Here is a 26,457-nt window from a genome sequence, read left to right on the forward strand (position 1 = left end):
CAGCTGCTACAAGGGGTGTGCCAGGACTGCAATTGTTTTGTGTATTTGAATAAAAAAGAAATGGAGTTGTACCGATGAAAATGTTTGGCAGGACTCTGCTGACACTGTCCTTATTGGGCGCGATCACCACTGGCGCCCAGGCCAATGACAAGGTTCTGCGCGTCTACAACTGGTCGGACTACATTGCCCCGGACACCGTCAAGAAGTTCGAAGACGAGACCGGCATCCAGGTGACCTACGATGTGTTCGACAGCAACGAAACCCTCGAGGCGCGCCTGCTGGCGGGTAAATCCGGCTACGACATCGTCGTGCCGTCCAACAGCTTCCTGGCCAAGCAGATCAAGGCCGGTGTCTACCAGACGCTGGACAAATCGAAGCTGCCGAACTGGAAAAACCTCAACCCGGTGCTGCTGAAAAACGCCTCTGCGAGCGACCCCGATAACGCCCACGCCATCCCGTACATGTGGGGCTCGATCGGCATCGGGTTCAACCCGCAGAAGGTCAGGGAAGTGCTCGGCGCCAACGCCCCGACCAACTCCTGGGACCTGCTGTTCAAACCGGAAAACGCCGAGAAGCTCAAGGCCTGCGGCATCAGTTTCCTCGATTCGCCCACAGAAATGCTGCCGACCGCCCTGCACTACCTGGGCTACCCGGTGAACGATCAGGACAAACAGCACATCGCCGAAGCCGAGGCGCTGTTCATGAAGATTCGCCCGAACGTGGCGTACTTCCATTCTTCGAAATACATCTCGGACCTGGCCAACGGCAACATCTGCGTGGCCGTCGGTTACTCCGGCGACGTGCTGCAGGCCAAGGCTCGCGCCCAGGAAGCCGGGGACAAGGTGAAGATCGACTACAGCATCCCGAAAGAAGGCGCCGCCAGTTTCTACGACATGCTCGCCATCCCGCGCGATGCCGCCAACGTCGAGAACGCCTACCTGTTCATGAACTTCCTGATGCGTCCGGACGTGATTGCCGATATCACCAACAACATCGGCTACAGCAACGCCAACGCGGCGGCCACGCCACTGGTGGATGAAGCGATCCGCAACGATCCGGGTTCCTACCCGTCGGAAGCGGTGATGGCGACGTTGTATGCCGTACCGGACCAGCCGATTGCCGTTCAGCGGATCATGACCCGTGGCTGGACCAAGGTGAAGTTGGGTCAGTAATCCAGAACCCCACCGATCAACTGTGGGAGCGGGCTTGCTCGCGAAGGCGTCAGGTCAGTCGACATCTCTATTGAATGTGCCGGCCTCTTCGCGAGCAAGCCCGCTCCCACATTGGATAGGTGAGTGTTCAACACTTTCCGTTCATGCAGCGCCTTACCACCGCTGCCTCTCCTGCAGTAGAACGGCCTCACCTGGCTCCCTCGGCTCAGGTGAAGTTTGGCGCCCTCGGGCGCCTTTTTTATTGGGGATCAATCAAAGGCCATTCGGCCAGCGCCCGATAGCGGCCCTTGTGGGATTCGAACAGGGTGAATCGATCGGCCCGCAGGAGGAACCCGGGCGGTGTCGCGGACTCCGGTACCGGCGCCCGATAGTCCCGTGCCAGGGTCAAGTGCGGGCGGTATTCTCGCGGTGCTTGCTCCAGGCCGAACGGCAACATCGCCTGTTCCAGGGCATACACCAATCGCAGCAATGCTGGGGGCGCCTGCTCCGGTGCCAGCACCAATGCCCCTGCCCTGCGCCACACGTCCAGCCGATCCAGCACCACCGTCAAGCGCTCGCCCGGGGTACGGATGGACGCCGCAGCGGTACAGATCTCGGCGATCTGCGCCACACCCACCGCCCCCAAAAACTTCAGCGTCAGGTGAAAGTTTTCCACCGGCACCGGCCGTCCGTTGCGCAGTTGCAGCGCGCTGCGCCACTGGGCGATGTCCCTACGCTGGGCCGGGGTGCAGTTCAGCGCAAAGAACAGACGCTTGAACGGCTCGCGGGTTTCGTCGTTCATGCCGGACACCTCCTGGGAAGACTGCCTGAGTGTACTCAACCCTCGCGTACCGGCCAGCGCATTTCTGGCGCCGTGGGGCAGGCGCGTTATAGTTCTAGCATCCCGAAATACCGGAGGGGGCCATGCGACAGATCATCAGCAAAGAGCCATGGTGGGCCACACCGCCCGAGCCAGGTCAGGATGAGCTCAAGCTGGAATGGGGCTGGCTGGTGCATTACAGCGAAGGTGAGCCGCGCTTCGAGTTCATCCGCGAGCGGCCGACGGACGACGAGATCCGGCAGCGCAAGAGTTGCAGGATCACCCCGACGCCGGAGTGATCCCACGGCCGGCGTCAGGCCTGGAGGAGTATTTCGAACCCGCCGTAGACCATGCGCTGGCCGTCGAAGGGCATCGGATTGACGTCCGGCTTCATGCGCGGGTCCTGCATCATCTTTTCCATCCCGGCATTACGGGTGGCCTTGTCCGGCCAGACGATCCAGCCAAAGGCAACGGTTTCGCCCTCCTTGAGCTTCACCGACATTGGAAACGAGGTGACCTTGCCTTCCGGGACATCCTCGCCCCAGCATTCGACCACGCTCAAGGCACCGTTTTCCTTGAAGACCAAGGCAGCGACTTTGGCGTGCCTGATGTATTGCTCACGGTTGGCGGTGGGTACGGCAGCGATGAATCCATCGACGTAAGACATTCGTTTTTCTCCTTGGGTCATGGGGTGTGCTGCAGGTTAGTCGGTTGCGCTGGCGTCCGATCGACAGTGCCGGCGCTCAAACCGACCGGCGGTTGTGCGCTGCCGCCCAGGCTGCCTTCGATCTGCGCCGCCATGTAAAGCGTGCAGGCCATGACGCCGCTGGTCGGGCTCTGCATCAGTTTGGTCCAGGCCTTGTCGAAGGTATTGCCCAGGCTACGGCGAATCAGCGCCTCGCTATCGGGCCGGTCAAAGGCCTGGATGAATGCGCGAATGCCAGCCACCCCTAGCGTGATCAAGCCACCGGCCAGTTTCCCGGTCGCTGCGGCCACGGCGCTGGCGGCCCCGCGCGGGGCCATCTCGGCTTCCATCCGCCGGCTGGCGCGCCTGGCCACCGGCGCCATCGCGGTTTCGGTCGAGCCCACCCCCTTGTCGCCACCGGCCTTATGGACTTTGTCGATCAGCGCGGCGAAGGCCGGCAAGGAGTTCAGCGGTTCGGTGCGCACGACCTGGTACAACGAGGCGTCCCTCGTCGGCGGAGGCCCGAGGGCGATGGCCGGGACTTTCTGGATGCGCCCGTTGAGTTGGGCCATCGGCACGCCGTGGCGGTTGGAGATTTTCTGCAGCTCTTCCTTGAGGATGTCGACATAGAACGCCGCTGCCAGGCCGAGAATCGCATCGGGATCGACTTCCACGGCCGCCGGGGCCAGGACCTTATCCTGATAGGCTTCGAGCAGGTACGCCGCCAGGCGTTTTTCCACGGCGTCCTGCTCACCCTTGGCGCTGATGGTGTACCAGCTGACCTTCATCGACAGCCATTCCTGGGTCCAGTAACTGCTGAACCACGGAATGAAATTCTGTTCGGTCAATTCATAGACCCGTGTGCGCCAGTAATCCATGGCGCCGCGGGCGTAGATTCTGGCCTGCTCGGTGGCAGCCTGCGACGCGGTGACGATCTCCCGGTCCACTTGTTGCCAGGTGCTGGCAGGAATGATGACTGGTGCCACTTCCACCGGCGCGCGCACAGGCGTGGCACACCCCGCCAACACCACCAGCACGGCAATGATCAGCGAACGCAGGTTCAAGATGGCGGCTTCCTGCAGTTGGCACCGGGCGAAATGCCCGACACGCGAAACCTTCGGTTTAAGTATAGGTGGCGGTGTCCCGGAGCCCGCGAAAGGGCCCGCATCAACAGCGCAAAAAAAACATCACTCGCATCGATAATCACCATCGCCGCGATTGCCTTCCGCTTGCTGGCCGTCAGCGTAGGATCGATCCCAAGCCAACACGAAACCCCGAATCGGAGGGGAACATCATGCTGATCCATTTGCTGACCTGCCTGGCCCTGACGGCGTTCACATTGGGCGTGTTTGCCTGGTACATCATGAGCGAGGAGCAAACATCATGATTCACACTGTCACCCTCGCCGTGCGTTTTCCGGTGTTCGGGAACAATTTCTACACGCAGAAATTCGAGTCACGTAAAGAGTTGACTCTGCTGTTCGACGAGAAGTTCGAGGCGTTGCTGATCCCGGCAGCCGATCATCACTTCAGCAACGAAGTGGTCGGGCTCAATGATCAGTTCCGTTTTTTGAATGACGTGCTGGTCGAGCATCTGCTGGATGTCGAACTGGCAAAAGCCTCGGCCCGTTCGTTCGGATTCTGACAGCGACCACCGGTCGCCCGGGCACGGACGGGAACCGCTCACAACGTTCGCTGGCTATTGCCAATCCCCTTGGCAATATCGATCCCCCAATCCATCGCCGCTTCCATGTCCAGCATGTGCGGCCGTGGATCGTGGTTTTCATCGATGGCTGTGCCGTCCGGCCAATAGACACCGATGAACATGCCCAACGAACCGTCCCGCAATATCTCGGCCCTGACCTTGATGCTGCATCCGTTCGATAACGTTTCCGTGTGAAGCAGATGGCGCTCGGTCATGGCTGCGCTCCTCCCGTCGCTGAATTCAAACCCTACCCGCCATGCTAGCTCAGCCCCCGGAACCGCGCCGACCCGCTGGACCGGAGGCCTGCCCTGACAGAGGCGCAATGCCACCTATACTGAAGCCCACCTCCCCTCAGGGGATCTGCACGTCCAACAATAAAATGCAGAGGTGGAACATGGTCTGGCAGCAAGTCTACGATCCGTTCGGTAACCCGGTGCTTTCAACGCTCATGGCCGCCGTACCGGTGGTGGTGATGCTGGCGTCCCTCGCGTTTTTCCATGTCAAGGCGCACCTGGCGGCGTTGCTCGCCCTGGCCTCGGCCTTGCTGATCGCGATCTTCGCCTTCGGCATGCCGGCGAACATGGCCGGTTCCGCGGCGCTGTTCGGTGCGGCCAACGGCCTGCTGCCGATTGGCTGGATAGTGTTGAACATCATCTTCCTGCACCGACTGACCACCGAGAACGGCTCGTTCAAGGTGTTGCAGGACTCCCTGGCGCGGATCACCGATGACCGGCGCCTGCAATTGCTCTTGATCGCCTTCTGCTTCGGTGCGTTTTTCGAAGGCGCGGCCGGTTTCGGTACGCCGGTGGCGGTGACCGGGGCGATTCTGATCGGGCTGGGGTTTTCGCCGCTCGCCGCTTCAGGGCTGGCGCTGATCGCCAACACCGCCCCCGTGGCGTTCGGCGCCCTCGGCACGCCGATCATCACCTTGGCCAAGGTCACCGGGCTGGATGAAATGGAGCTGTCGATGATGGTCGGCCGGCAGTTGCCTTTTTTCTCGGTGCTGGTGCCGTTCTGGCTGATCTGGGCTTTTGCCGGCTGGCGCAAGATGCTGGAAATCTGGCCGGCGATCCTGGTGGCCGGGGTCAGTTTTGCCGTGCCGCAGTTCCTGGTGTCCAACTATCACGGGCCGATGCTGGTGGACGTGATCGCAGCGCTGATTTCCATGGCCTGCCTGACCGGTTTCCTCAGGGTGTGGAAACCGGCCACCGTGCACACTTCCGCCGCCCTGACCGGCCGGGTCGACAACTCGAAGATCGACGCCGAGCACGAGGAAAAGCCTGTACCCACTGCAACCTTTGCCAATGAGGCAAAACCGGCAGTGATGCGGGCGTGGATGCCGTGGATCATCCTCACGGTCTTCGTGTTCATCTGGGGCACCCAGGGATTCAAAAACACTTTCGACACCCGCCCTGCCATCGACCCGCAAACCAGCGCCGCCAAGCTCGATCCCCAGGGTAAACCACTGCGCGAGGCGAACCCGCTGTTCGCGCCGGTCGTGACCTTCACCACCCTGCACTTGCAGGTCGAGAAAGTCCCGCCCGTGGTGCCCGCGCCGAAAACCGAAGAGGCGGTGTACAAGTTCACCTGGTTCACCGCCACCGGCAGCGGCATTCTGCTGTCGGCGATCATCGGCGGTTTGCTGATGGGTTACTCGATCCCGCAACTGATTCGCCAGTATCTGCGCACCTTGTGGGTGGTGCGTTACTCGCTGATCACCATTGCGGCGATGCTCGCGCTGGGCTTCCTCACGCGCTACTCGGGCCTGGATGCGACCATGGGCCTGGCCTTCGCCGCGACGGGCATTTTCTACCCGATGTTCGGCACCCTGCTTGGTTGGCTCGGCGTGGCGTTGACCGGTTCGGACACGGCGTCCAACGTGCTGTTCGGTGGCCTGCAACGGGTGACGTCCGAGCAACTGGGCATCAGCCCGGTGTTGATGGCCGCCGCCAACAGTTCCGGTGGGGTCATGGGCAAGATGGTCGACGCCCAGTCGATCGTGGTCGCCTCCACCGCCACCCGCTGGTACGGCCACGAAGGGGAAATCCTGCGCTACGTGTTTTTCCACTCGATTGTGCTGGCGATTCTGGTCGGTGGCCTGGTGACGTTGCAGGCCTATGTCGCGCCGTTCAGCCATATGGTGGTGGGTGGGCATTAATCGAATACACGCGTAATTCTGCTTGAACCTGATCCCTGTGGGAGCGGGCTTGCTCGCGAAGAGGGAGTGTCAGTCGAAGACATTGCCGTCTGACACACCGCCTTCGCGAGCAAGCCCGCTCCCACATTGGCGAGTGTTTTTTATTGAATGAATCGTCCGTCGAGCAGACAACGATCCCATGGACAGCTGAGCCTGACGGGCCAATGATGAAGGTCAGTGGCCTCCAGCGAGAATCGTGATCCCATGAACATTCTCTACGATGAACGCGTTGACGGCGCCTTGCCCGACGTCGACAAACAGGGGCTGTTGCACGCCCTGCAAACCCGGTTGCCGAATCTGGAAATCCTGCATCAGCAGGAAGAACTCAAGCCCTACGAATGCGATGGGCTGTCGGCCTATCGCACCACCCCGATGCTGGTGGTGCTGCCCCGGTACATCGACGAAGTCCAAGGGGTGCTGCGGGTCTGCCATGAACGGCAGGTCCCCGTGGTGGCCCGGGGCGCGGGCACCGGGTTGTCCGGCGGTGCGCTCCCCCTGGAGAAAGGCGTGCTACTGGTGATGGCGCGCTTCAACAACATCCTGAGTATTGACCCCGCCGCCCGTACTGCACGGGTTCAGCCCGGCGTGCGCAATCTGGCGATTTCCCAGGCGGCAGCTCCGTTCGGCCTGTATTACGCGCCGGATCCATCCTCGCAAATCGCCTGTTCCATCGGTGGCAACGTCGCGGAAAATGCCGGTGGCGTGCACTGCCTGAAGTACGGCCTGACCGTGCACAACGTGCTCAAGGTCGACATCCTCACTGTCGATGGCGAGCATTTGAGCCTGGGCTCCAACGCCCTCGACGCCCCCGGCTTCGATCTGTTGGCGCTGTTCACCGGCTCCGAAGGCCTGCTCGGGGTGATTACCGAAGTCACAGTCAAACTGCTGCCCAAACCCCAGACCGCCAAAGTGCTGTTGGCGGCGTTCGACTCCGTGGAGAAAGCCGGGCGCGCCGTTGGCGACATCATCGCCGCCGGCATCATCCCCGGTGGCCTGGAAATGATGGACAACCTGGCCATCCGCGCCGCCGAGGACTTCATCCACGCCGGTTATCCGGTGGACGCCCAGGCCATTCTGCTGTGCGAACTCGATGGCGTTGAAGCCGACGTATCCGATGACTGCGACCGGGTGCGCCAGGTGCTGCAACAGGCCGGCGCAATCGAGCTGCGCCAGGCGAAGGACGAAGCCGAGCGCGTGCGTTTCTGGGCCGGGCGCAAGAATGCCTTCCCGGCCGTGGGCCGCCTCTCGCCGGACTACTACTGCATGGACGGCACCATCCCCCGTCGCGAGTTGCCCGGCGTGCTGCATGCCATCGCCGAGCTTTCGAACGAATACGGCCTGCGGGTGGCCAACGTGTTCCATGCCGGCGACGGCAACATGCATCCGTTGATTCTGTTCGATGCCAATCAACCCGGTGAGCTGGACCGCGCCGAAGCCCTGGGCGGCAAGATTCTGGAGTTGTGCGTGAAAGTCGGCGGCAGCATCACCGGTGAACACGGCGTGGGTCGCGAGAAGATCAACCAGATGTGCGCGCAGTTCAACAGCGATGAGCTGACCCTGTTCCATGCCATCAAAGCCGCCTTCGACCCGAGCGGCCTGCTCAACCCCGGCAAGAACATTCCGACTCTGCACCGCTGCGCCGAATTCGGTGCAATGCACATACATGGCGGTCAATTGCCCTTCCCTGAGCTGGAGCGTTTCTGATGCGCAGCCCTGAAGATTTCGATGACAGCCAGTTGCTCCTGGAGCAGGTGAATCAGGCGCTGGAAAACGCCACGCCGTTGCGCATCCAGGGTTCCAACAGCAAAGCCTTTCTCGGCCGCACCACGGCCGGGGAAACTCTCGATACCCGCTCGCACCGGGGCATCGTCAGTTACGACCCGACCGAACTGGTGGTCACCGCCCGTTGCGGCACGTTGTTGTCGCAACTGTCGCAGGTGCTGGACGCCGCGCAACAGATGCTGCCCTGCGAGCCACCGTCCTTTGGCGACGGCGCTACCGTCGGCGGCATGATCGCCTGCGGACTGTCCGGGCCTCGGCGCCCGTGGTCCGGTTCGGTACGCGATTTCGTACTCGGCACGCGGGTCATCACAGGGCAAGGCAAGCTGCTGCGCTTCGGTGGCGAGGTGATGAAAAACGTCGCCGGCTACGACCTGTCGCGCCTGATGGCCGGCAGTTACGGATGCCTCGGGTTGATCACCGAAGTCTCCCTTAAAGTGCTGCCAAAACCCCGGCAATCCTTGAGTATCAGCCTGGAAATGGACACTGAACGGGCCTTGCTGCGCCTGGCGGAATGGGGCCAGCAGCCGCTGCCGATCAGCGCCGCCTGCCATGACGGCGAACGCCTGCACCTGCGGCTTGAAGGCGGTGAAGGTTCGGTGGCGGCGGCCCATGAGCGCCTCGGTGGCGAACGGCTGGAGGCCTGCTGGTGGGACGATCTCAACGAACAGCGCTTGAGTTTCTTCGATGAAGACCAGCCGCTTTGGCGCCTGTCCCTGCCGCACAACACACCGAGCCTGTCGCTGCCGGGTCGCCAGTTGGTCGACTGGGGGGGCGCCCAGCGCTGGCTGAAATCCGATGCCGAAGCGGCGTTCATCCGCAAGGTCGTCGACGAGGTCGGCGGCCATGCCACCTGCTTCAGCCACGGCCTGACCGACACCCCGTTCCATCCGCTGCCCCCGGCGCTGCTGCGTTATCACCGCAACCTGAAACAACAACTCGATCCACGGGGCATCTTCAACCCCGGACGGTTGTACGCGGAGCTTTGAACCATGCAGACGACCTTGAGCGAAAGCGCCAGCCATTTGCCCCGTGCCGCAGAAGCCGAAAGCATTCTGCGCACTTGCGTGCACTGCGGGTTCTGCAATGCCACATGCCCGACCTATCAATTGCTCGGCGATGAACTGGACGGGCCACGGGGCCGCATCTACCTGATCAAGCAAGTGCTGGAAGGCAACGAAGTCACGCAAAAGACCCAACAGCACCTGGACCGCTGCCTGTCGTGTCGCAACTGCGAAACCACCTGCCCGTCGGGCGTCGATTACCACAACCTGCTGGACATCGGGCGGGCGGTGGTCGATGCGGCGGTGCCGCGCCCGCTCGGTCAGCGCCTGTTGCGCGAGGGGTTGCGTCAGACCGTGCCGCGTCCCGATGTGTTCAAGGGCTTGATCAATAGCGGTCAGGTGTTCCGCGCGCTGCTGCCCGGCACCCTGCAAAGCAAGTTGCCGCGCAGTGTCTACCCGGCCAAGCCGCGGCCAACGACCTTGCGCGAGCGTCAGGTGCTGATGCTCGAAGGCTGCGTACAGCCCAGCCTGTCGCCCAACACCAATGCCGCGGCGGCGCGGGTGCTGGACCGGTTGGGGATCAGTGTCATCGCGACCCGCGAAGCCGGTTGCTGCGGCGCCGTGGACTACCACCTGGACGCCCAGGCCGCCGGCCTCGATCGCGCCCGACGCAACATCGACGCGTGGTGGCCGGGCATCGAAAAAGGCGCCGAAGCGATTGTGCAGACTGCCAGCGGTTGCGGCGCCTTCATCAAGGATTACGGCCATCTGCTCGCCAGCGACCCGGCCTATGCCGACAAGGCCAAGAGGGTCAGTGCGCTGGCCCGGGACCTGGTGGAAGTGCTGCGCGACGAACCACTGGAAAAGCTCGGCATCCACGCCTCGCAACGCCTGGCCTTCCATTGCCCCTGCACCTTGCAACACGGGCAAAAACTTGGCGGTGCCGTGGAAGCACTGCTGACCAGGTTCGGTTTCAACCTGACGTCCGTCCCCGACGGGCACCTGTGCTGCGGTTCGGCGGGCACCTATTCGCTGACCCAGCCCGAACTGTCGCGACAACTGCGCGACAACAAGCTAAACGCCCTGGAAAGCGGCCATCCCGAAGTCATTGTCACGGCCAACATCGGCTGCCAGTCGCACCTCGACGGCGCGGGCCGAACCCCGGTGCGGCACTGGATCGAACTGGTCGAAGCCGCCCTGCCTTAACCGAATACTGGAGCTGCCCATGAACCGCAAAGCCGTCCTGAGCCAGACCGAAGTCCAGCAGATCATCAAAGCCGCGCGCACCGAAGCACAGGCCAATCAATGGGCCGTGACCATAGTGGTGGTCGATGACGGCGGCCACCCGCTGGCCCTCGAACGCCTCGACGGCTGCGCGCCCGGCAGTGCCTACATCGCCACCGAAAAGGCGCGCACCTCGGCCCTCGGGCGGCGCGAATCGAAAAGTTATGAGGACATGGTAAACGCCGGGCGCTACGCTTTCCTGTCAGCACCGTTGCTGACCTCGCTGGAGGGTGGCGTGCCGATTGTTTTCGATGGCCAGGTGATTGGTGCAGTCGGCGTGTCGGGCGTCAAGGCCGAGCAGGATGCGCAGGTAGCGAAGGCCGGGGCGCAGTGCGTGAAATGAGATTTTGGCATCACCATTTCCACCCTGTAGGAGCGAGCCTGCTCGCTCCTACAGGGGTCCGTGTTAGACCAGCAGAGAGGAGTTGCACCGATGACCCGCCTAACTGCCAAAGACTTCGCCCCCGAACTGCTGGAACTGTACGACTACTACGCCCACGGCAAGATCGATCGTCGGGAGTTTCTCGATCGTGCGGCGTTATTTGCCTTCGCAGGTTTGACCGCCAGTGCCCTGCTCGCGGCTCTAAGCCCCAACTACGCGCTGGCCGAGCAGGTCGAGTTCACCGATCCGGACATTGTTCCCGAATACATCACCTACCCGTCGCCCAAGGGCCATGGCCAGGTTCGCGGTTATCTGGTGCGCCCGGCCAAGGCCACCGGCAAGGTGCCGGCGGTGGTGGTCGTGCACGAGAATCGCGGGCTCAACCCGTACATCGAAGATGTGGCCCGGCGTTTGGCCAAGGCCGGTTTCATCGCTCTGGCCCCGGATGGCCTGAGTTCGGTCGGCGGTTATCCCGGCAATGATGACAAGGGCCGCGAGCTTCAGGCCACGGTCGACCCGGAAAAGCTCATGAACGACTTTTTCGCCGCCGTCGAGTGGATGATGAAACACCCTGCCGCCAGTGGAAAAGTCGGCATCACCGGGTTCTGTTACGGCGGTGGCGTGACCAATGCAGCCGCCGTGGCCTATCCGGAACTGGGCGCCGCCGTGTCGTTTTATGGCCGCCAGCCAACGGCCGAGGAAGTGCCCCGGATCAAGGCCCCGGTGATGCTGCACTACGGCGAACTGGATACGCGGATCAACGAAGGCTGGCCCGCCTATGAAAAAGCGTTGAAGGCCGGGGGCAAGATCTATGAGGCCTACATTTATCCGGGCTGCAACCATGGTTTCCACAACGACTCCACGCCGCGCTACGACGAGGCGGCAGCCAAACTGGCGTGGGAGCGGACGTTGGGGTGGTTTAAAAAGTATCTGGTTTGACAGAAATTACTCGGCCTGCAATTCCGGCCCCTTCGCGGGCAAGCCCGCTCCCACAGGGGTTTCGAGTCGTTCATAAACATACATTCCAACCCGGTCAACTGTGGGAGCGAGCTTGCTCGCGATGGCGGTATCACTGCTGCTGACTATTTCGGTTGCGCCACGGTACGCAGATAAGGCTTCAAGGTCTTGAAACCATCCGGATATTTCTTCTTCGCGTCCTCGTCAGACACCGACGTCGGGATGATCACATCCTCACCCGGCCGCCAGTTCACCGGCGTGGCAACGGTATGCTTGGCATTCAGTTGCAGAGAGTCGAGCAGCCGCAGCACTTCATCGAAATTGCGCCCGGCGCTCATCGGGTAGATCAGCATGGCCTTGACCTTCTTGTCCGGGCCGACAATGAACACCGAACGCACCGTGGCGTTGTCCACCGCTGTGCGCGCGCCGCCACTGGCATTGGGGTGGATCATGTCGTAGAGCTTGGCCACCACCAGGTTTTCGTCGCCGATCAGCGGATAGTTGACCGCCGTGCCCTGGGTCTCGGCGATGTCACCGACCCAACGGTTGTGGTCACTGACCGGGTCGACGCTGAGCCCGAGGACCTTGGTGTTGCGCTTGTCGAATTCCGGCTTGAGTTTGGCCAGGTAACCCAGTTCGGTGGTGCATACCGGGGTGAAATCCTTGGGATGGGAAAACAGGATGGCCCACCCATCGCCGATCCATTGGTGAAAATTGAGTGTGCCTTCGGTGGTGTCGGCGGTGAAATCCGGTGCTTCGTCGCCAATGCGGATTGCCATGTTCGATCTCCTTGCAGTGATGGACAGGGACGCCGCCAGAACAGTGAATGCACTTCCCGCGGCATGGACGCGAATCAGTATAGGAGAGGTTCGACGACTCGCCGGAACGGGTTGAACAAGTCGCTAGCCCACCAGCGCAATCAGTTGTTGGCGCTGGGCATCGGTCAGCATCGGGCCAAAACCGGCCCGGGCATTTTCCGCCATGTAGCGCGGGTTGCCGGTGCCCGGAATCACGCAGGTCACCGCCGAATGCGACAGCAGGAACTTCAGCGCCAGTTGCGGCCAGCTCTTGACCCCGACTTGCGCCGCCCAGCCCGGTAGCGGTTTTTCCTTCAGCCTGGCTAACAAGCCGCCACCGCCGAACGGCCGGTTGCAGATCACCGCCACCCCACGCTCGCGGCACAACGGCAGCAGGCGTTTCTCGACACCGCGATCATCCAGCGCGTAGTTGATCTGCAAGAAATCCAGCGGCTCGGCCTTGAGTACCGCTTCCACTTCTTCATAGGCCGACGCCGTGTAATGGGTGATGCCAATGTAGCGAATGCGCCCTTTTTCCTTCCAGTGGCGCAAGGTCGGCAAGTGCGTCTGCCAGTCCAGCAGGTTGTGGATCTGCATCAGGTCGATCCGGTCGGTCTGCAACAGGGCGAAGGATTGTTCCATCTGCGCGATGCCTTCTTCGCGCCCGCGGGTCCACACCTTGGTGGCCAGGAACGCCGGTGAGCGCGGCTCATGGATCGACAGCAATTGACCAGTGGTCTGTTCGGCGCGACCGTACATCGGCGAGCTGTCGATGAGCTTGCCACCCTTGTCGAACAACGCATCCAGCACTGCAGGCAAATCTTTGCAGGCCGGTTGCGAAGGCTCGACATCGAATCCGCGATAAGTGCCCAACCCTACGATCGGCAAGGACTCGTTGCTGGAAGGAATGGCGCGGGTCTGCATGGTCTAGCCTCCTGTTCCCGTCGACGGCGCCAGTTGCGCACCTGCCGAAGACCGCCGAAGCACCGGCAGTCAGCGTGAGTATTTCTCTATGGGTCAACCCTCAGGATGGCTCATAAAACGCTTCTCACCAGTCGCCGGGATTCGGTCCATCGCGTCGACACTCCGGATAACCCGCGCCATGAGTCGATTGACTACACTCTGAAAGCCTTCCGGCAGTAGCCGCGTTCTAACCCCGAGCAGTCAATGCCGCCCACTAACGTTAGTCGAATGTCGCGCCCCCTGGTGTTACTCGTCGTCATCGTCGCTGCGTTGTACCTGGCGCTGTGCGTGGCGCTGTTCGTGTTTCAACGGGCACTTATTTACTACCCGCAGCCTCGCGCCGTCGGGACATCCGGGGCGCTGCTCACCCTGCCGGTCGCGGACGCACAGGTGCTGGTCTCCGTCCGCCCTCACGAGGGTCCCAACGCGCTGATTTATTTTGGCGGCAATGCCGAAGACGTCTCGCGCAACTTGCCCGAGTTCTCCCAAGCGTTCCCTGACTACGCCCTGTACCTGCTGCATTACCGTGGCTATGGCGGGAGTTCCGGCTCGCCTTCCGAAGAGGCCATTGCCCGCGACGCCATCACGTTGTTCGACCAGGTGCATGCCAGCCATCCGCATGTGGCGGTGGTCGGACGCAGCCTGGGTTCGGGCGTTGCCGTGCGCCTGGCCAGCCAGCGCCCGGTGGCACGGCTGGTATTGATCACGCCCTACAACAGCCTCGAAGGGCTCGCCGCCCGACAGTTCCGCTGGTTTCCGGTGCGCTGGTTGTTGAAGGACAAATACCCGTCCTGGCAGTACGCCTCCCGTATCACGGTGCCGACTCGCCTGATTGCCGCCGAGCATGATGAAGTGATTCCGCGTTCGAGCACCGAGCGTTTGTACACACACTTCGCCAAAGGCGTGGCGTCACTGCAGGTGATACCGGGTACGGAGCATAACTCGATCAGCGAAAGCCCGGAGTACTTGAAGGCGCTGAAGGAAGGGTTGTAACGGGAACACCAGTTTTTGTGGCCGTTCATCCGAGAATTCGCCTCCACCCAATAAAAACATATTTTTATGCCTATATTGATATTGTCGAACGTTCCCACTCTCAGAGGGTGCCGTCATGAATATCAAAACCCTGGCTTTGCTCCTGCTGGCTTTCTGTGCGCAACCGGTCTGGAGCCAGACTCCCCCCGTATCCCCCGCCGCTGCCGCTGCCGATAGCCCCGCGCTGACCACGCGCCTGGCCTTGCGAGACCTTTGGGTCGAACACATTTTCTGGATCAGGAACTACGCGCTGGCCAACCAATCCGCCGACAAAAAGCAAGCCAAAGTCGCGGCGGACCAGGTCGTCGACAACGCCACCAAAATCGCCAACAGCATCGCCCCGCTCTACGGCCAACCGGCGGCGGATCAATTGCTCAAGCTGCTTGCCGGTCATTGGGGCGCGGTGAAACACTACAGTGACGCCACCGTCGCGAAAGACGCGAAAGGCAAGCAGGCTGCGGTCACCGAATTGACCAGCAATGCCAAGGCGATTGCGGCTTTCCTGGCCACCGCCAACCCCAATCTGCCTGAAGCCACACTGGTCAACATGTTGTCAGCCCATGGCGGTCACCACGTCGCCCAGATCGATGAGTTTGCCGCGCACGATTACACCGGCGAAGCCCGCACCTGGGCGATGATGCGCACGCACATCCTGGCCCTGGCCGACGCGTTGACCGGCGCGCTGGTCAAGCAATTCCCGGACAAGTTCTGATACCGCGCGAGGGCATCCCATGCTGGAAGGACTGGGCCGAACACAGCAGGACCTGCTCAATGCACTGCTGCACCATGCGGGCGGCATGAGCATTGACGAGTTGGCTGAACATCTGGCCGTCACGCGCACGGCGATCCGCCAACATCTGGCGGCGCTGGAGCGTGACGATCTGGTGCTGCGCGGCGACACCCGTCCGACGGGCCGTCGTCCGGAGCAGCTGTATCGGCTCACCGACCACGCGCGGGAGCAGTTCCCTCGCCACTATCAGCTACTGGCCAGCGTATTGATTGATGAAGTAGCGGGCATCATCGGTCCTCAAGCCCTGACTTCACTGATGCGCAGCATGGGCCGAAAACTGGCTTTGGACCGGGAACAACAGGTCGTGGATGAAGCCAGGATCGTCCAGCACATGAACCAGGCGGGCTACGAAGCCGAGGTGTTTTTTCGTTCAGGCGGCACCCCGGAAATCGTCGCCCATAACTGCGTGTTCCATCGCCTGGCCGCCGAGCACCCGGTGGTCTGCGAACTGGACCTGGCCTTGATCGGCGCACTGGGCGGCGGTGAAGTCGAGCACAGCGAATGCATGGTGCGCGGCGGGCATGTCTGTCGCTTCAGGCTGCGACCGACAGAAAGCCCGGAGCCGCCACTCGGAGACTGACCCTACAGATCGACTATCTGCATGTTCGCTTTGAGAAACCTCATCAACTCGGATGCCGCCGGCGACAGGCTGTGCCCCTTACGGCACAGGATGCCGATCTGGCGTTCCACCCGTGGTTCAGAAAGCGGCAGGAACGCCAGTTTCTCATTGCCCTGCGGGAACGCCAGGGACGGCAGCGTCGTGATACCGATGCCCTCTTCCAGCATCGCGATCAGCGAAATCATGTTGGAGACGAACAGCAGACTGCTGTCCAGCAACCCCGCCGCTTCCGTGCCTGCGAGCAAGCGCGACGTGCCATTGCGCACCAGCGGGTAGGCTTGCAGGCTCGACCAATGCAATGCCTCGCCGTTCGCAACCAACGGATGATCGTGGCGGCAGACCACTCCCACCCGATCACTCAGGATCGGCACGAACTCAATGTTTTCGTCCGCCGCCCAAACGCTGCTGATCGCAAAGTCCACCTGCCCCTGGACCAACAACTGCTGGACGCTGTCGGCGTTGCCATCCTGCATGCTGATCTGCATTTTCGGGTGCTCGCTGACAAACCGTGCGAGCAGATGCGGCAACAACCGACTGGCCACCGAAGGCACCGTAGCGATGCTCACCTGACCGATTTCATGCCGCGCCAGCAAGCTGACTTCGCGGGCGATGCGGTCGTGATGCGCGAGCAAATCCTGGAACAGCGGCAAGCAGTGCTCACCGAATGGCGTCAGTTCGGTTTTGCCACCCTTTTCGAACAGCGGCTGGCCGAGCTTTTGCTCCAGCTCGCGCACGGCCAGGGACAGTGCCGGTTGCGTGCGATAGGCCTGCTTCGCCGCGCCGTGAAAGCTTTTCAACTGGGCAACCAGGACGAAATAGCGCAGTTGGGTAATCTTCAGTTCGGGCAGCATGGTTAGTTTTCCTTATCGTTTCATATTTATTATTAATTTTTATTTGCAGACTAATACTCTCAAGATGGAGCCAACGCAATCGGAGGTTCCCATGGCACTGCAACCCTGCAAAAACTACATCGGCGGTAATTGGTGCGAAGGCCAAGGCGTCATCGCCAACCACAGCCCTTCGGATGTTCAAGACCTCATTGGCCATTACCATCAGGCCAGCGCCGAACAGACGCTGGATGCCATCGCCGCCGCCCGCAACGCCCAACCACAATGGGCCCTCAGCGGCCTGGAACAGCGCCAGCACGTGTTGATGGCCATCGGCAACGAGTTGATGGCGCGCAAGGAAGAGCTCGGCGAACTGCTCTCCCGGGAAGAAGGCAAGCCGCTGGCCGAGGGCATCGGCGAGGTCAATCGCTCCGCGCAGTTCTTCCACTACTACGCCGCTGAAGTGCTGCGTCAGATGGGCGAGACGGCCGCCTCGGTACGTCCCGGCATCGAGATCGAAGTCCAGCGTGAACCGGTGGGCGTAGTCGGCATCATCACGCCATGGAATTTCCCCATGGCCACCGCCGCGTGGAAGATTGCACCGGCCCTGGCCTTCGGCAACGCAGTCGTGTTCAAACCGGCCAACCTGGTGCCGGCCAGCGCCTGGGCCCTGACTGAAATCATCAGCCGTCAGGCCTTGCCCGCCGGCACCTTCAACCTGGTCATGGGCAGCGGCGCTGTGGTCGGCGAAAGCCTGATCCAGTCCGCCGACATCGACGCGTTGACCTTCACCGGTTCCCTGCAAACCGGTCGCCGCGTCGCGGTCGCCACCGCCAGCAATCTGGTGCGTTGCCAACTGGAAATGGGCAGCAAGAACGCCTTGGTAGTGCTCGATGACGCCGACCTCGACATCGCCGTGGAATGCGCGTTGAACGGCGCCTTCTTCGGCACCGGGCAAAAGTGCACGGCCTCTTCGCGATTGATCGTCTGCGACGGCATCCATGACCGTTTCGTCGAAGCACTGGTGGCGCGCATGCGTCAGTTGAAAGTCGGCCATGCCCTCGGACAAGGGGTGCAGATCGGCCCGGTGGCCGAAGCCCGACAACTGGAGCAGAACCTTCATTACCTGCAACTGGCCGAAGACGAAGGTGCGACCCTGGTCGAGGGCGGCGAATTGCTGAACCTGCAACCGGCCGGGCACTACATGCGCCCCGCCCTGTTCATCAACAGTCACAACAACATGCGCATCAACCGCGAGGAAGTCTTCGGGCCGATTGCCTGTGTGATCCGGGTCAACGATTACGAAGAAGCCCTCGCCGTGTTGAACGACACCGAATACGGCCTCACCGCCGGAATCATCACCCAGTCGCTGCGTCATGCCAGCGACTTCAAGCGCCGGGCCCGCACCGGTTGCGTCATGGTCAATCTGCCCACCGCCGGCACCGATTACCACGTGCCGTTCGGCGGCCGCAAAGCCTCCAGCTTCGGGCCACGCGAGCAAGGGCAATACGCCCGCGAGTTCTACACGGTGGTCAAGACCACCTACGTGCGACCTTGAAAGGGAGATCAGCATGCACGACTTATTGATGATCGACGGCCTGCAATATTCCCACTGGAACGAAGAGATCTTTCGCCAGATGCAGGAAGGTGGCCTGAGCGCGGTACACGCCACCATCGCCTACCACGAGAACGCCCGGGAAACCCTGTCGCGAATCGGCGAGTGGAACCGCCGCTTCGAAACCTGGCCGCAGCTGATTCGTCCGGTACGCGAGGCTTCGGACATTCGTCTGGCGCATCAGGAAGGCCGCGTCGGGATTTTCTTCGGCTTCCAGAACTGCTCGCCGATTGAAGACGACATCAGCCTGGTGGAGGTTTTCCGCCAGCTCGGTGTGCTGATCATGCAGCTCACCTACAACAACCAGAGCCTGCTGGCCAGCGGTTGCTACGAGACCGAAGACAATGGCATCAGCCGTTTCGGCCGCCAGGTGATTCGCGAGATGAACCGCGTCGGCATGCTGATCGACATGTCCCACAGCGCCGAGCGCAGCACCCTGGAAGCCATCGAGCTGTCGAGCCGGCCGGTGATCGTCTCCCACGCCAACCCGTCGAGTTTCCACGCGGCCAAGCGCAACAAATCCAACGCGGTGTTGCGCGGTATCGCCGAGTCCGGTGGCCTGCTGGGCTTCAGCACTTACCCGTTCCACCTCAAGGGTGCGTCGGGCTGCACCCTGGAATCCTTCTGCGACATGGTCGCCAGCACCGCGGAATTGATGGGCGTCGAACACATCGGCATCGGCACCGACCTGTGCCAGCAACAACCCCTGCAAGTGCTCGAATGGATGCGCAACGGGCGCTGGAGCAAAGACAAGGATTACGGCGAAGGATCAAAGGACAACGCCAACTGGCCGGCACCGCTGCAATGGTTCCGCGACAGCCGGGATTTCCCGGTGATCGCCCAGGGCCTGCGCGACCGTGGCTTCGCCGAGGACGAGGTACGCAACATCATGGGACTCAACTGGCTGCGCCTGCTGGAAAACGCTACGACGGCGCAAAACTGACTCTTGATCGACACCGTGAGGACAGCATGAAAAATAACAACAATAGCCTCCCGTTCATCTCCCCGACCGGCGATGCACAGCCCCAGGCGCGTATTTTGGAGGCATCATGAAAACATCCGACACCCTGCAAGCCGACGTCCAGCCACTGGACCTTGCACCGCCAAAAAAAGACATCGACTGGCCGCTGTTCCTCATTAGTGGCGGCTTCCTCGGCGCCTTCCTGATCGCGGCACTGGTCGACATCGATGGCGTGTCGCTGCTGGTGAACACGCTGTTCGCCTGGTCGACGAAGTTCTTCGGGTTGTACTGGCAGATCCTGATGCTCGCGACCTTTGCCATGAGCTTGATCATCTGCTTCAGCAAGTGCGGGCGCGTCAGACTGGGCGGCGTTGATCAGCGGCCCGACTCCAGCACCTTCAACTGGATCGCCGTGATCATGTGCGCCCTGCTCGCCGGCGGCGGTGCCTTCTGGGCGGCAGCGGAACCGATGATGCACTTCGCCAGCCCACCACCGTTGTTCGCCGGGGTGCAACCGCACACCGAAGCCGCCGCACACGCTGCGCTTGCGCAATCGTTCGTGCACTGGGGCTTCCTGGCCTGGGCAGTGCTGGGCAGCCTGCTGGCCATCGTGCTGATGCATTTGCATTACGACAAAGGCTTGCCACTGGCACCGCGCACCTTGCTCTATCCCTTGTTCGGCGAACGCGCGCTCAAGGGACCGATCGGCACCCTGGCAGACGCCACCTCGATCATCGCCGTCGTCGCCGGCACCATCGGCCCGATCGGTTTCCTCGGCCTGCAGATCAGCAGCGCGTTGCACTCGGTCTGGGGCATTCCCAATGACCTGGTGGTGCAATCCATCACCATCGTGCTGGTCACGGTGATGTACACCACGTCCTGCCTGGTCGGGCTCAAGGGCATCCGATTCGTCAGTGAGATCAACGTCTGGCTGATGATCGGCCTGGCGGTGTTCATGGTGCTGCTCGGGCCCACCGCGTTCATTCTCGGCGGCTTTCCCACCGCGTTTGCCTTGCACCTTGAGCAGTTCATTCCGATGACCCTGTTCCGCGCCGATCCGAAATGGCTCGACTGGTGGACGGTGTTCTACTGGGGCTGGTTCATTGGCTACGCGCCGATGGTTGCCCTGTATGTGGCGAAGATTTCCCGTGGCCGGACCATCCGCGAAGTGATCATGACCCTGTCGATCATCGCCCCGCTGGTGACCATGTTCTGGTTCACCGTGGTCGGTGGCGCCGGCATCGGCATGGAGTTGCAGACGCCGGGCATCGTCACCGCCCACGGCGCGCAGCCCGAAGACCTGCTGCTGGGCGTGACCCAGAACCTGCCCCTGGGTGGCCTGATCTCGGCGCTGTTCCTGTTCCTGAGCTTCATTTCCGTGGCCACCAACGGCGATGCAATGGCGTTCACCGTGGCGATGGCCATGTCCCGCAATGATGAGCCCGGCAATGACAAGCCCAAGGCATGGCTGCGCGCATTCTGGGCCATCGGCATGGGCCTGGCCGCCGTGGTGTTGATCACCATTGGTTCGGGTGGGGTCACGGCGCTGCAATCCTTTATCGTAATCACCGCCGTACCGGTTTCACTGCTGATCCTGCCGTCGCTCTGGGATGCACTGCGCATCGCCCGGCAGATGGCTCGCGAACAGGCAGTCTGATGATGAACAGTTCAGGAATAGCAATGATGTCGCACACCGACACAGACACCTCTTCGGCCTTGCGGCCCGCCGCCCGGGTCATGGACCTGGAGCGGCTGGGCAGCCACTTTCAGAGCCGCTTGAGTTTCGTGCGCAGCAGCATGCGGCGGATGATGAACGAGCAGTGGCGCATCCAGCGCACCTGCTTCGACCTGGATGCCGAGGGCTTCGGGACAGCGATCTACCGCATCGACACCGCCAGTGCCCACTATCACTGCGTGATTTTCTCGATGTACCTGCCGCCGGAAAAGCGCAGCGACCGGGTCATCGCCGATCAGTGGGATGTCAGTTTTGTCCTGCTTGCCGGTGATGTCGACGAACAGCAGTTGGCCGACTTGCGACGCAATGTACCGCTACAGGAAGCCGGGCGTTTTGATTCGCGAGTGCTGGTGCTGTCACGGGCCAACCGCAGCCTGCGCAACTTCGAGCGTTTCCTTGAAGCGCTGGCCGAAGGCTGTCAGCCAGACCCACGGCAACTGGCCGAGGTCGGCTACCTGTATCGCACCACCGCGGTGTACGGCAACGGCAAGTTCGGCATCGCCGACTTCAGTTGCCTGCAAGGCACTGCGGACTTCACACAACCGTTCAGCGCACAAATGTTTACCGTGTACCTGTTGCGGCATTTCAGCATCGAGCAGATCGAGCACATGGCCCGGGCGCGCAACCCACAGCGGGCAGTGGGTCTGGATCCCGCCCTGCAGCGTTACCTTGGGGTCGGCAATTCCACGGGGTTGGGCATGGCGCCGTTCCTGATCAATCACCCGCAACTGGTCGACCAATGGGTGTGGGCCAGGGAGACCGCACTGGCACAAGTGGTGGCGCAAGCGGCCGACTTGCCTCATACCCAGCGCTTTCAGGCGTTGCTGCAACGGGCCCGTCAGCACTTGCAGCAAACCAGCACCGAGGACCAACGGCAAAGCGGCATCGACCAGCAGACGCTGGCCGATCTCGAACAACTGGCCGAGTGGTTCACGGGCCAGTCCGTCAACGCGGGTTTGTGGTCGCGGCTGCAAGCCTGGGCCGAAGTGAATGTCGGCGCGGGTTGCCAGGAGCTGGTGGTCAGCCTGCTGCTGGAGTTGTACCCCGAACAGGTCGATCCCCTGGCGGAGCAGATGTCAGTCAATGAGGGTTTTCGCCTGAACGCCGAGATGCCGCTGGAAGAGCTGTGCGACCTCATCGAGACCGAGTACCGCTGGGCGTTCGAGTACGACTTGAGCGGTGCCGAGGCCAACCACTTTTTCTGGTATCGCTCGGCGGAAAAGGAAGAACCACGCCTGGGTGAACGGGCCATGGAGCCAGGTGCCGAGAAAGAAATGCAGTTGGGGATTGCGCACAACATTCAACGTTGTCATCGCGCCCTGCTTGCCTACCGCGAGCAACACCCACGGCAATTGACCGCACACTTTCTGCTGGAACTGCCGCAGTTCAAAGGCACTGTCTGCCGCCTGCAAGGCATGGCCCGCTGCGCCTTCGGGGAGATCCGCGCCAACCTGATGGACCGCAGCATGCTGCCGATCCACTTGCTGCGCTGCAAACTGGCGTTCTTCGGCGCCGGCAAGTTCGATCCCAAGTCCAGCCGTTGGGTGCGCATCACCTTGTTTCAGGGGGCACCGCTGGTCAGCGAGATCGGCCAGCCGTTCCCTGACGACTGGAATTTTGCCGTCATGCCTGAACTGACCAACGCTGCCGGAGCACTCTGAAATGCGTGTATCGCTCAATGAAATCCAGGTGATCTGCCGCAAGGCCTTCGAAGGCATCGGTTTTGCACCCGGTGATTGCGACGACGCCGCCGAGATGATCGCCAGGCTGCAACAGCAAGGCCTCGATGGTATCGGTGCGCTGAAAAAGGCGTTGGACTTCCTTCACGATGAAGTCGATCGCCCCATCGAAACCTGCTACGAAGACGCCACGCAACTGACGCTCGATGCCCATGGCCAGAGCGTGTTGCGCTGCGCCGCCCAGGCCATCGAACTGGGGGTGAGCAAGGCCTTGCGCGGTGGCAGTGCGCTGATCCGCGTCCGCCATTGTCACAACCGCATTCTGCTGCTGGGCTACCTGGCGCGCTGTGCCGGACAAGGTCTGAATTTTTGTGTGTACTGGCGCGATGCCCGGCAAGAACTGGTGGCTACCTTCAGCGCCGGCCACACCAGCCCGGCCTTGCGGGTGTATGACCTGCCGCAACCAGCGCAGGGCGATGAGCAAAGCATCAACGTGCTGATTTCCCGGCACTTCGCGCTGCTGCCACGCCTGAGTGCCGAAGACGCGGCCCCGACGTTTGAACACAGTCAGCCGACACCCGCGGGCGGGCTTCAGGTCAATGATGAAGTCTGGGCCCAGTTGAAGAAGCTGGGTGAACGGGTGCTGGTGGAAAGCACCGAAGAATCCCGTCGCCGTGGAGCCGGCGAAGGCAGCGACGCCCGGTAAAACCCTCAAACCCGCATCAGGAAGCATCAATGAAACAGGCAATCAAGACCGACCTCTTTGCCTCGCGCGCGCCATTGGAATGGGCGGTTGTCGGCAACGGCACGCTGTACACCGCGCAAATCCCCATCGACCGCCAGGGCCAGGTGGTGAACGGCGGCATCGAAGCGCAAACCCGGCAGACCCTGGACAACCTGCGCCACACCCTGCAAGCCGCCGGCAGCTCGCTGGACGCGGTCACTCAAGTGCTGATCTACGTGACCGACCGCAGCTACCTGGCAACCGTGAATGCGGTCTACGCCGAGTACTTCCAGGCGCCCTACCCTAACCGCGCCGCCATGGTGGTGGCAGGGCTGGCCCGGGAAGAAATGCTGGTGGAACTGGTGGTGTACGCCTGCATGGATTGATCGATTCAGGACCGCTGCGGGTCACTGGTGTACACAAAACCTGTGGGAGCGGGCTTGCTCGCGAAAGCGGTGTGTCAGGTAGCATCAATGTCGTCTGACACGCCGCCTTCGTCGGAACGCCGCCCGGAGCAAGCCCGCTCCCACAGAAGTCCTACCCTTCGTCGGACATTCGGTTCCGGCCACAAACAGGTTCGCTCACGCCGTGAACCTTGTCTCCAGACCCCGGTCATACCCGAGCATTTTTCCCCTCCTATCGTCGTCATCTCATCCGAGTTGTCCGTCCATGCGCCAAACTGTCGTTGCCTTGCGCTTTTCTTCGCTGTGCCTGTTTTCCCTGTTCCCCGTTTTTGCCAGCCCCGCCCACGCCGATGGGCAACGGCAACTGGTGGACGCCATCAACGACTATCGTGCTCATCCGCAACGCTGCGACCGGCGACCCGCGCAACGTTTATCTCCACTGACGCTCAAATCGAACCTGGCCCTGCCCGTTGGCTATGGCGGTGGGTTGCGGGACCGGTTAAAGGCTTCCGGCTATCAGGCCACAATGGTGCGGTCGATCCGTGTGGTGGGTGCGCGGGATGCCGAAGAGGCCTTTGATATGTTCCAGGACGAGCATTGCGCCGCACTGCTCGACAACCAATACGCCGACATCGGCGTCAGCCGCGCCGGGAGTGAGTGGCAAGTGGTGCTGGCACGGCCGGTGCTCGACGGGCAAACCAGCGATCCTCGCAGCGCCGGCCAGGCGTTGCTGGCACAGGTCAACGCAGCCCGGGCCAAACCGCGCCTGTGTGGTCGCCAGCGTTTCGCCGCCGCGCGGCCGCTGACCTGGAACGCCTCCCTCGGCGCCGCAGCCCAGGGCCATAGCAAGGCCATGGCCTATGGCAACTATTTCGCCCACCAGGACCCCGACGGCGACATGCCCTACGACCGCGCCAGAGCCGCTGGTTACCGTGGCCGGCAGATCGGTGAAAACATCGCCGCCGGGCAAGGTTCACCGAGCAAGGCCATGGCCGGCTGGCTCGCCAGCCCCGGGCACTGCGCCAACCTGATGAACCCGATGTTCACCCAGGTCGGCGCCGCTTACGCCGCCAACGCGCGCAGCGACAACGGTGTTTACTGGACAATGTTGTTTGGCGCGCCCTGAACCACTGGCCAGACCGACTTTGCGGGCATTAAAAAGCCCGCACTGGGCGGGCTTCGCGGGTGAATGTAAGTAGGTGGCCGGTGCTGGTCTCCGGCTTACAAGGTTTATCAGGCCTCCCACAAAAGAGCCGTGAAACTGTAATGGAACTCTTCTGCTTCACACGGCATAAGGGCTGGATCCCAGCGCGGGGATCTTTCTAACCGTGTACCCTTCGGAACGCGCCCCACGTCTCCTTGCTATCCTTTTGCGCATCAGTCTGCGTCTTCACCTACAAGGTTGAGGATAGCAAAACAGGCACAGTTGCCAACCGGGCTTTTAGACCGATTTCGACCAGCAGAAAACACGGCAGGAAACAAAAATACTATCGACAAGGAGATGACATTACATGGATGAATTTCACCAAGGCAGTTGCCTCTGCGGCGCCATCAAATATGGCTTGTCGACCGAGCTGAATGCCGTCACCCATTGCCATTGCAGCCAATGCCGAAAGAGCCATGGGGCTGCGTTTGCGACCTACGCGAGCGCACCCGCCTCGACGCTGTCGATCATGACCGGCACAGATTCGCTGCAGGCGTTTGAATCGTCCAAAGGTGTCACGCGGCAGTTCTGTTCCCGCTGCGGATCTTCGCTGTTCTGGACTGACTCGACAGGCGCGTTTTCCGAGTGGGTTTCGATTGCCCTCGGCTCGCTGGATACGCCGCTACGAACACGCAAGCAAAAACATGTTTGTGTCGGCTCGAAAGCGGATTGGTACGAGATCAACGATCAGCATCCACAAACCGCCTGAGTCGTGGGAGCGAGATTGCTCGCGATAGCGTCCTTACAGCCAGCATCGGTGTGACTGACCCACCGCTATCGCGAGCAGGCTCRCTCCCACAGTGATTTCGGTTGCTCGCAGATTTTGCGTACAYCCACTAACCCCTGTGGGAGCGAGCTTGCTCGCGATAGCGTCCTTATAGCCAGCATCGGTGTGACTGACCCACCGCTATCGCGAGCAGGCTCACTCCCACAGTGATTTCGGTTGCTCGCAGATTTTGCGTACAYCCACTAACCCTGTGGGAGCGACGGTGCGGCGATCCGACTTGCTCGCGATAGCGTCCTTACAGCCAGCATCGATGTGACTGACCCACCGCTATCGCGAGCAAGCTCGCTCCCACAGTGATTTCGGTTGCTCGCAGATTTTGCGTACACCCACTAACCCCTGTGGGAGCGACGGTGCGGC

The 26,457-nt window shown here is 61.8% G+C and carries 27 protein-coding genes; 20 read left to right on the forward strand and 7 right to left on the reverse strand.

The window, feature by feature from the left end; all coding sequences use genetic code 11:
- Positions 1-74: 74 nt before the first annotated feature.
- A complete protein-coding gene (locus tag AB4Z35_RS15525) occupies positions 75-1,172 on the forward strand; it encodes a polyamine ABC transporter substrate-binding protein (protein ID WP_442097971.1) in 1,098 nt (365 codons plus the stop codon).
- 238 nt (positions 1,173-1,410) lie between these two features.
- On the opposite strand, the gene thpR is transcribed toward AB4Z35_RS15525, so the two are convergent.
- Positions 1,411-1,953 carry an RNA 2',3'-cyclic phosphodiesterase gene (gene thpR, locus AB4Z35_RS15530; RefSeq protein ID WP_442097973.1) on the reverse strand — a complete coding sequence of 181 codons (543 nt, stop codon included), beginning with the start codon at positions 1,951-1,953 and terminating at the stop codon, positions 1,411-1,413.
- Between the two features lie 122 nt (positions 1,954-2,075).
- On the opposite strand from thpR, the gene AB4Z35_RS15535 reads away from it, so the two are divergent.
- The gene (locus AB4Z35_RS15535) at positions 2,076-2,270 is read left to right on the forward strand and encodes a hypothetical protein (RefSeq protein WP_007999980.1); all 195 of its coding nucleotides are present in this window, start codon (positions 2,076-2,078) and stop codon (positions 2,268-2,270) included.
- 14 nt (positions 2,271-2,284) lie between these two features.
- Here the strand turns inward: AB4Z35_RS15535 and AB4Z35_RS15540 are convergent, their stop codons facing one another.
- Positions 2,285-2,638, reverse strand: coding sequence for a DUF1428 domain-containing protein (locus AB4Z35_RS15540; protein WP_007999982.1), 354 nt, complete (start codon positions 2,636-2,638; stop codon positions 2,285-2,287).
- 17 nt (positions 2,639-2,655) lie between these two features.
- Complete coding sequence (locus tag AB4Z35_RS15545) at positions 2,656-3,720, reverse strand: hypothetical protein (protein WP_442097975.1); 1,065 nt, start codon at positions 3,718-3,720, stop codon at positions 2,656-2,658.
- A 319-nt stretch (positions 3,721-4,039) separates the two neighbouring features.
- Here AB4Z35_RS15545 and AB4Z35_RS15550 point away from each other — a divergent pair, with 319 nt between their 5' ends.
- Positions 4,040-4,300, forward strand: a complete 261-nt coding sequence (locus tag AB4Z35_RS15550) for a hypothetical protein (protein ID WP_442097977.1) — start codon at positions 4,040-4,042, stop codon at positions 4,298-4,300.
- Between the two features lie 38 nt (positions 4,301-4,338).
- Here AB4Z35_RS15550 and AB4Z35_RS15555 read toward each other — a convergent pair whose 3' ends face one another.
- Positions 4,339-4,575: a hypothetical protein gene (locus AB4Z35_RS15555; RefSeq protein ID WP_007999989.1), complete on the reverse strand. Its 237-nt coding sequence runs from the start codon at positions 4,573-4,575 to the stop codon at positions 4,339-4,341.
- A gap of 179 nt (positions 4,576-4,754) precedes the next feature.
- Here AB4Z35_RS15555 and AB4Z35_RS15560 point away from each other — a divergent pair, with 179 nt between their 5' ends.
- From AB4Z35_RS15560 to yghX, 6 genes are all read left to right on the forward strand, one after another.
- Positions 4,755-6,518, forward strand: coding sequence for an L-lactate permease (locus AB4Z35_RS15560; protein ID WP_442097979.1), 1,764 nt, complete (start codon positions 4,755-4,757; stop codon positions 6,516-6,518).
- Between the two features lie 243 nt (positions 6,519-6,761).
- A complete protein-coding gene (glcD, locus tag AB4Z35_RS15565; RefSeq protein WP_442097981.1) occupies positions 6,762-8,261 on the forward strand; it encodes a glycolate oxidase subunit GlcD in 1,500 nt (499 codons plus the stop codon).
- Complete coding sequence (gene glcE, locus AB4Z35_RS15570; protein ID WP_442097983.1) at positions 8,261-9,325, forward strand: glycolate oxidase subunit GlcE; 1,065 nt, start codon at positions 8,261-8,263, stop codon at positions 9,323-9,325. Before glcD ends, glcE begins: the two co-directional genes overlap by 1 nt.
- A 3-nt stretch (positions 9,326-9,328) precedes the next feature.
- Positions 9,329-10,546, forward strand: a complete 1,218-nt coding sequence (gene glcF, locus AB4Z35_RS15575; RefSeq protein WP_442097984.1) for a glycolate oxidase subunit GlcF — start codon at positions 9,329-9,331, stop codon at positions 10,544-10,546.
- A gap of 19 nt (positions 10,547-10,565) precedes the next feature.
- Entirely contained in the window at positions 10,566-10,967 is a 402-nt protein-coding gene (locus tag AB4Z35_RS15580) for a heme-binding protein (RefSeq protein WP_442097985.1), read from the forward strand.
- Between the two features lie 90 nt (positions 10,968-11,057).
- Positions 11,058-11,945 (forward strand): YghX family hydrolase, encoded by an 888-nt coding sequence (gene yghX, locus AB4Z35_RS15585; protein WP_442097987.1) that lies wholly within the window; start codon positions 11,058-11,060, stop codon positions 11,943-11,945.
- Between the two features lie 143 nt (positions 11,946-12,088).
- Here yghX and AB4Z35_RS15590 read toward each other — a convergent pair whose 3' ends face one another.
- Both AB4Z35_RS15590 and AB4Z35_RS15595 read right to left on the reverse strand, forming a co-directional pair.
- A complete protein-coding gene (locus tag AB4Z35_RS15590; RefSeq protein WP_056727305.1) occupies positions 12,089-12,742 on the reverse strand; it encodes a peroxiredoxin in 654 nt (217 codons plus the stop codon).
- Between the two features lie 123 nt (positions 12,743-12,865).
- Positions 12,866-13,684, reverse strand: a complete 819-nt coding sequence (locus tag AB4Z35_RS15595) for an aldo/keto reductase (protein ID WP_442097988.1) — start codon at positions 13,682-13,684, stop codon at positions 12,866-12,868.
- 243 nt (positions 13,685-13,927) lie between these two features.
- On the opposite strand from AB4Z35_RS15595, the gene AB4Z35_RS15600 reads away from it, so the two are divergent.
- The 3 genes from AB4Z35_RS15600 to AB4Z35_RS15610 all read left to right on the forward strand — a co-directional run bounded on the left by AB4Z35_RS15600 (position 13,928) and on the right by AB4Z35_RS15610 (position 16,125).
- Complete coding sequence (locus AB4Z35_RS15600; protein WP_442097990.1) at positions 13,928-14,716, forward strand: alpha/beta hydrolase; 789 nt, start codon at positions 13,928-13,930, stop codon at positions 14,714-14,716.
- 115 nt (positions 14,717-14,831) lie between these two features.
- Complete coding sequence (locus AB4Z35_RS15605; protein ID WP_442097992.1) at positions 14,832-15,467, forward strand: hypothetical protein; 636 nt, start codon at positions 14,832-14,834, stop codon at positions 15,465-15,467.
- Between the two features lie 19 nt (positions 15,468-15,486).
- Positions 15,487-16,125, forward strand: coding sequence for a helix-turn-helix transcriptional regulator (locus AB4Z35_RS15610; protein WP_442097993.1), 639 nt, complete (start codon positions 15,487-15,489; stop codon positions 16,123-16,125).
- A gap of 2 nt (positions 16,126-16,127) precedes the next feature.
- Here AB4Z35_RS15610 and AB4Z35_RS15615 read toward each other — a convergent pair whose 3' ends face one another.
- A complete protein-coding gene (locus AB4Z35_RS15615) occupies positions 16,128-17,015 on the reverse strand; it encodes a LysR family transcriptional regulator (protein ID WP_442097994.1) in 888 nt (295 codons plus the stop codon).
- A 91-nt stretch (positions 17,016-17,106) separates the two neighbouring features.
- Here AB4Z35_RS15615 and AB4Z35_RS15620 point away from each other — a divergent pair, with 91 nt between their 5' ends.
- The 8 genes from AB4Z35_RS15620 (at position 17,107) to AB4Z35_RS15655 (ending at position 26,022) form a co-directional block, all read left to right on the forward strand.
- Complete coding sequence (locus AB4Z35_RS15620; RefSeq protein ID WP_442097996.1) at positions 17,107-18,549, forward strand: aldehyde dehydrogenase family protein; 1,443 nt, start codon at positions 17,107-17,109, stop codon at positions 18,547-18,549.
- A 13-nt stretch (positions 18,550-18,562) separates the two neighbouring features.
- Positions 18,563-19,549 carry a dipeptidase gene (locus AB4Z35_RS15625; protein WP_007996609.1) on the forward strand — a complete coding sequence of 329 codons (987 nt, stop codon included), beginning with the start codon at positions 18,563-18,565 and terminating at the stop codon, positions 19,547-19,549.
- 106 nt (positions 19,550-19,655) lie between these two features.
- Entirely contained in the window at positions 19,656-21,224 is a 1,569-nt protein-coding gene (locus AB4Z35_RS15630) for a BCCT family transporter (RefSeq protein ID WP_442097997.1), read from the forward strand.
- 23 nt (positions 21,225-21,247) lie between these two features.
- Positions 21,248-22,963 (forward strand): hypothetical protein, encoded by a 1,716-nt coding sequence (locus tag AB4Z35_RS15635; protein WP_442097999.1) that lies wholly within the window; start codon positions 21,248-21,250, stop codon positions 22,961-22,963.
- A gap of 1 nt (position 22,964) precedes the next feature.
- Positions 22,965-23,687, forward strand: coding sequence for a DUF3726 domain-containing protein (locus AB4Z35_RS15640; RefSeq protein ID WP_442098001.1), 723 nt, complete (start codon positions 22,965-22,967; stop codon positions 23,685-23,687).
- Between the two features lie 29 nt (positions 23,688-23,716).
- Complete coding sequence (locus tag AB4Z35_RS15645; protein WP_007996616.1) at positions 23,717-24,091, forward strand: RidA family protein; 375 nt, start codon at positions 23,717-23,719, stop codon at positions 24,089-24,091.
- Between the two features lie 283 nt (positions 24,092-24,374).
- The gene (locus tag AB4Z35_RS15650; protein ID WP_442098002.1) at positions 24,375-25,235 is read left to right on the forward strand and encodes a CAP domain-containing protein; all 861 of its coding nucleotides are present in this window, start codon (positions 24,375-24,377) and stop codon (positions 25,233-25,235) included.
- A 385-nt stretch (positions 25,236-25,620) separates the two neighbouring features.
- Positions 25,621-26,022, forward strand: a complete 402-nt coding sequence (locus tag AB4Z35_RS15655; protein ID WP_442098003.1) for a GFA family protein — start codon at positions 25,621-25,623, stop codon at positions 26,020-26,022.
- The last annotated feature ends 435 nt before the right edge of the window (positions 26,023-26,457 follow it).

Source organism: Pseudomonas sp. KB_15 (genome assembly GCF_052114525.1).
GTDB lineage: Bacteria > Pseudomonadota > Gammaproteobacteria > Pseudomonadales > Pseudomonadaceae > Aquipseudomonas.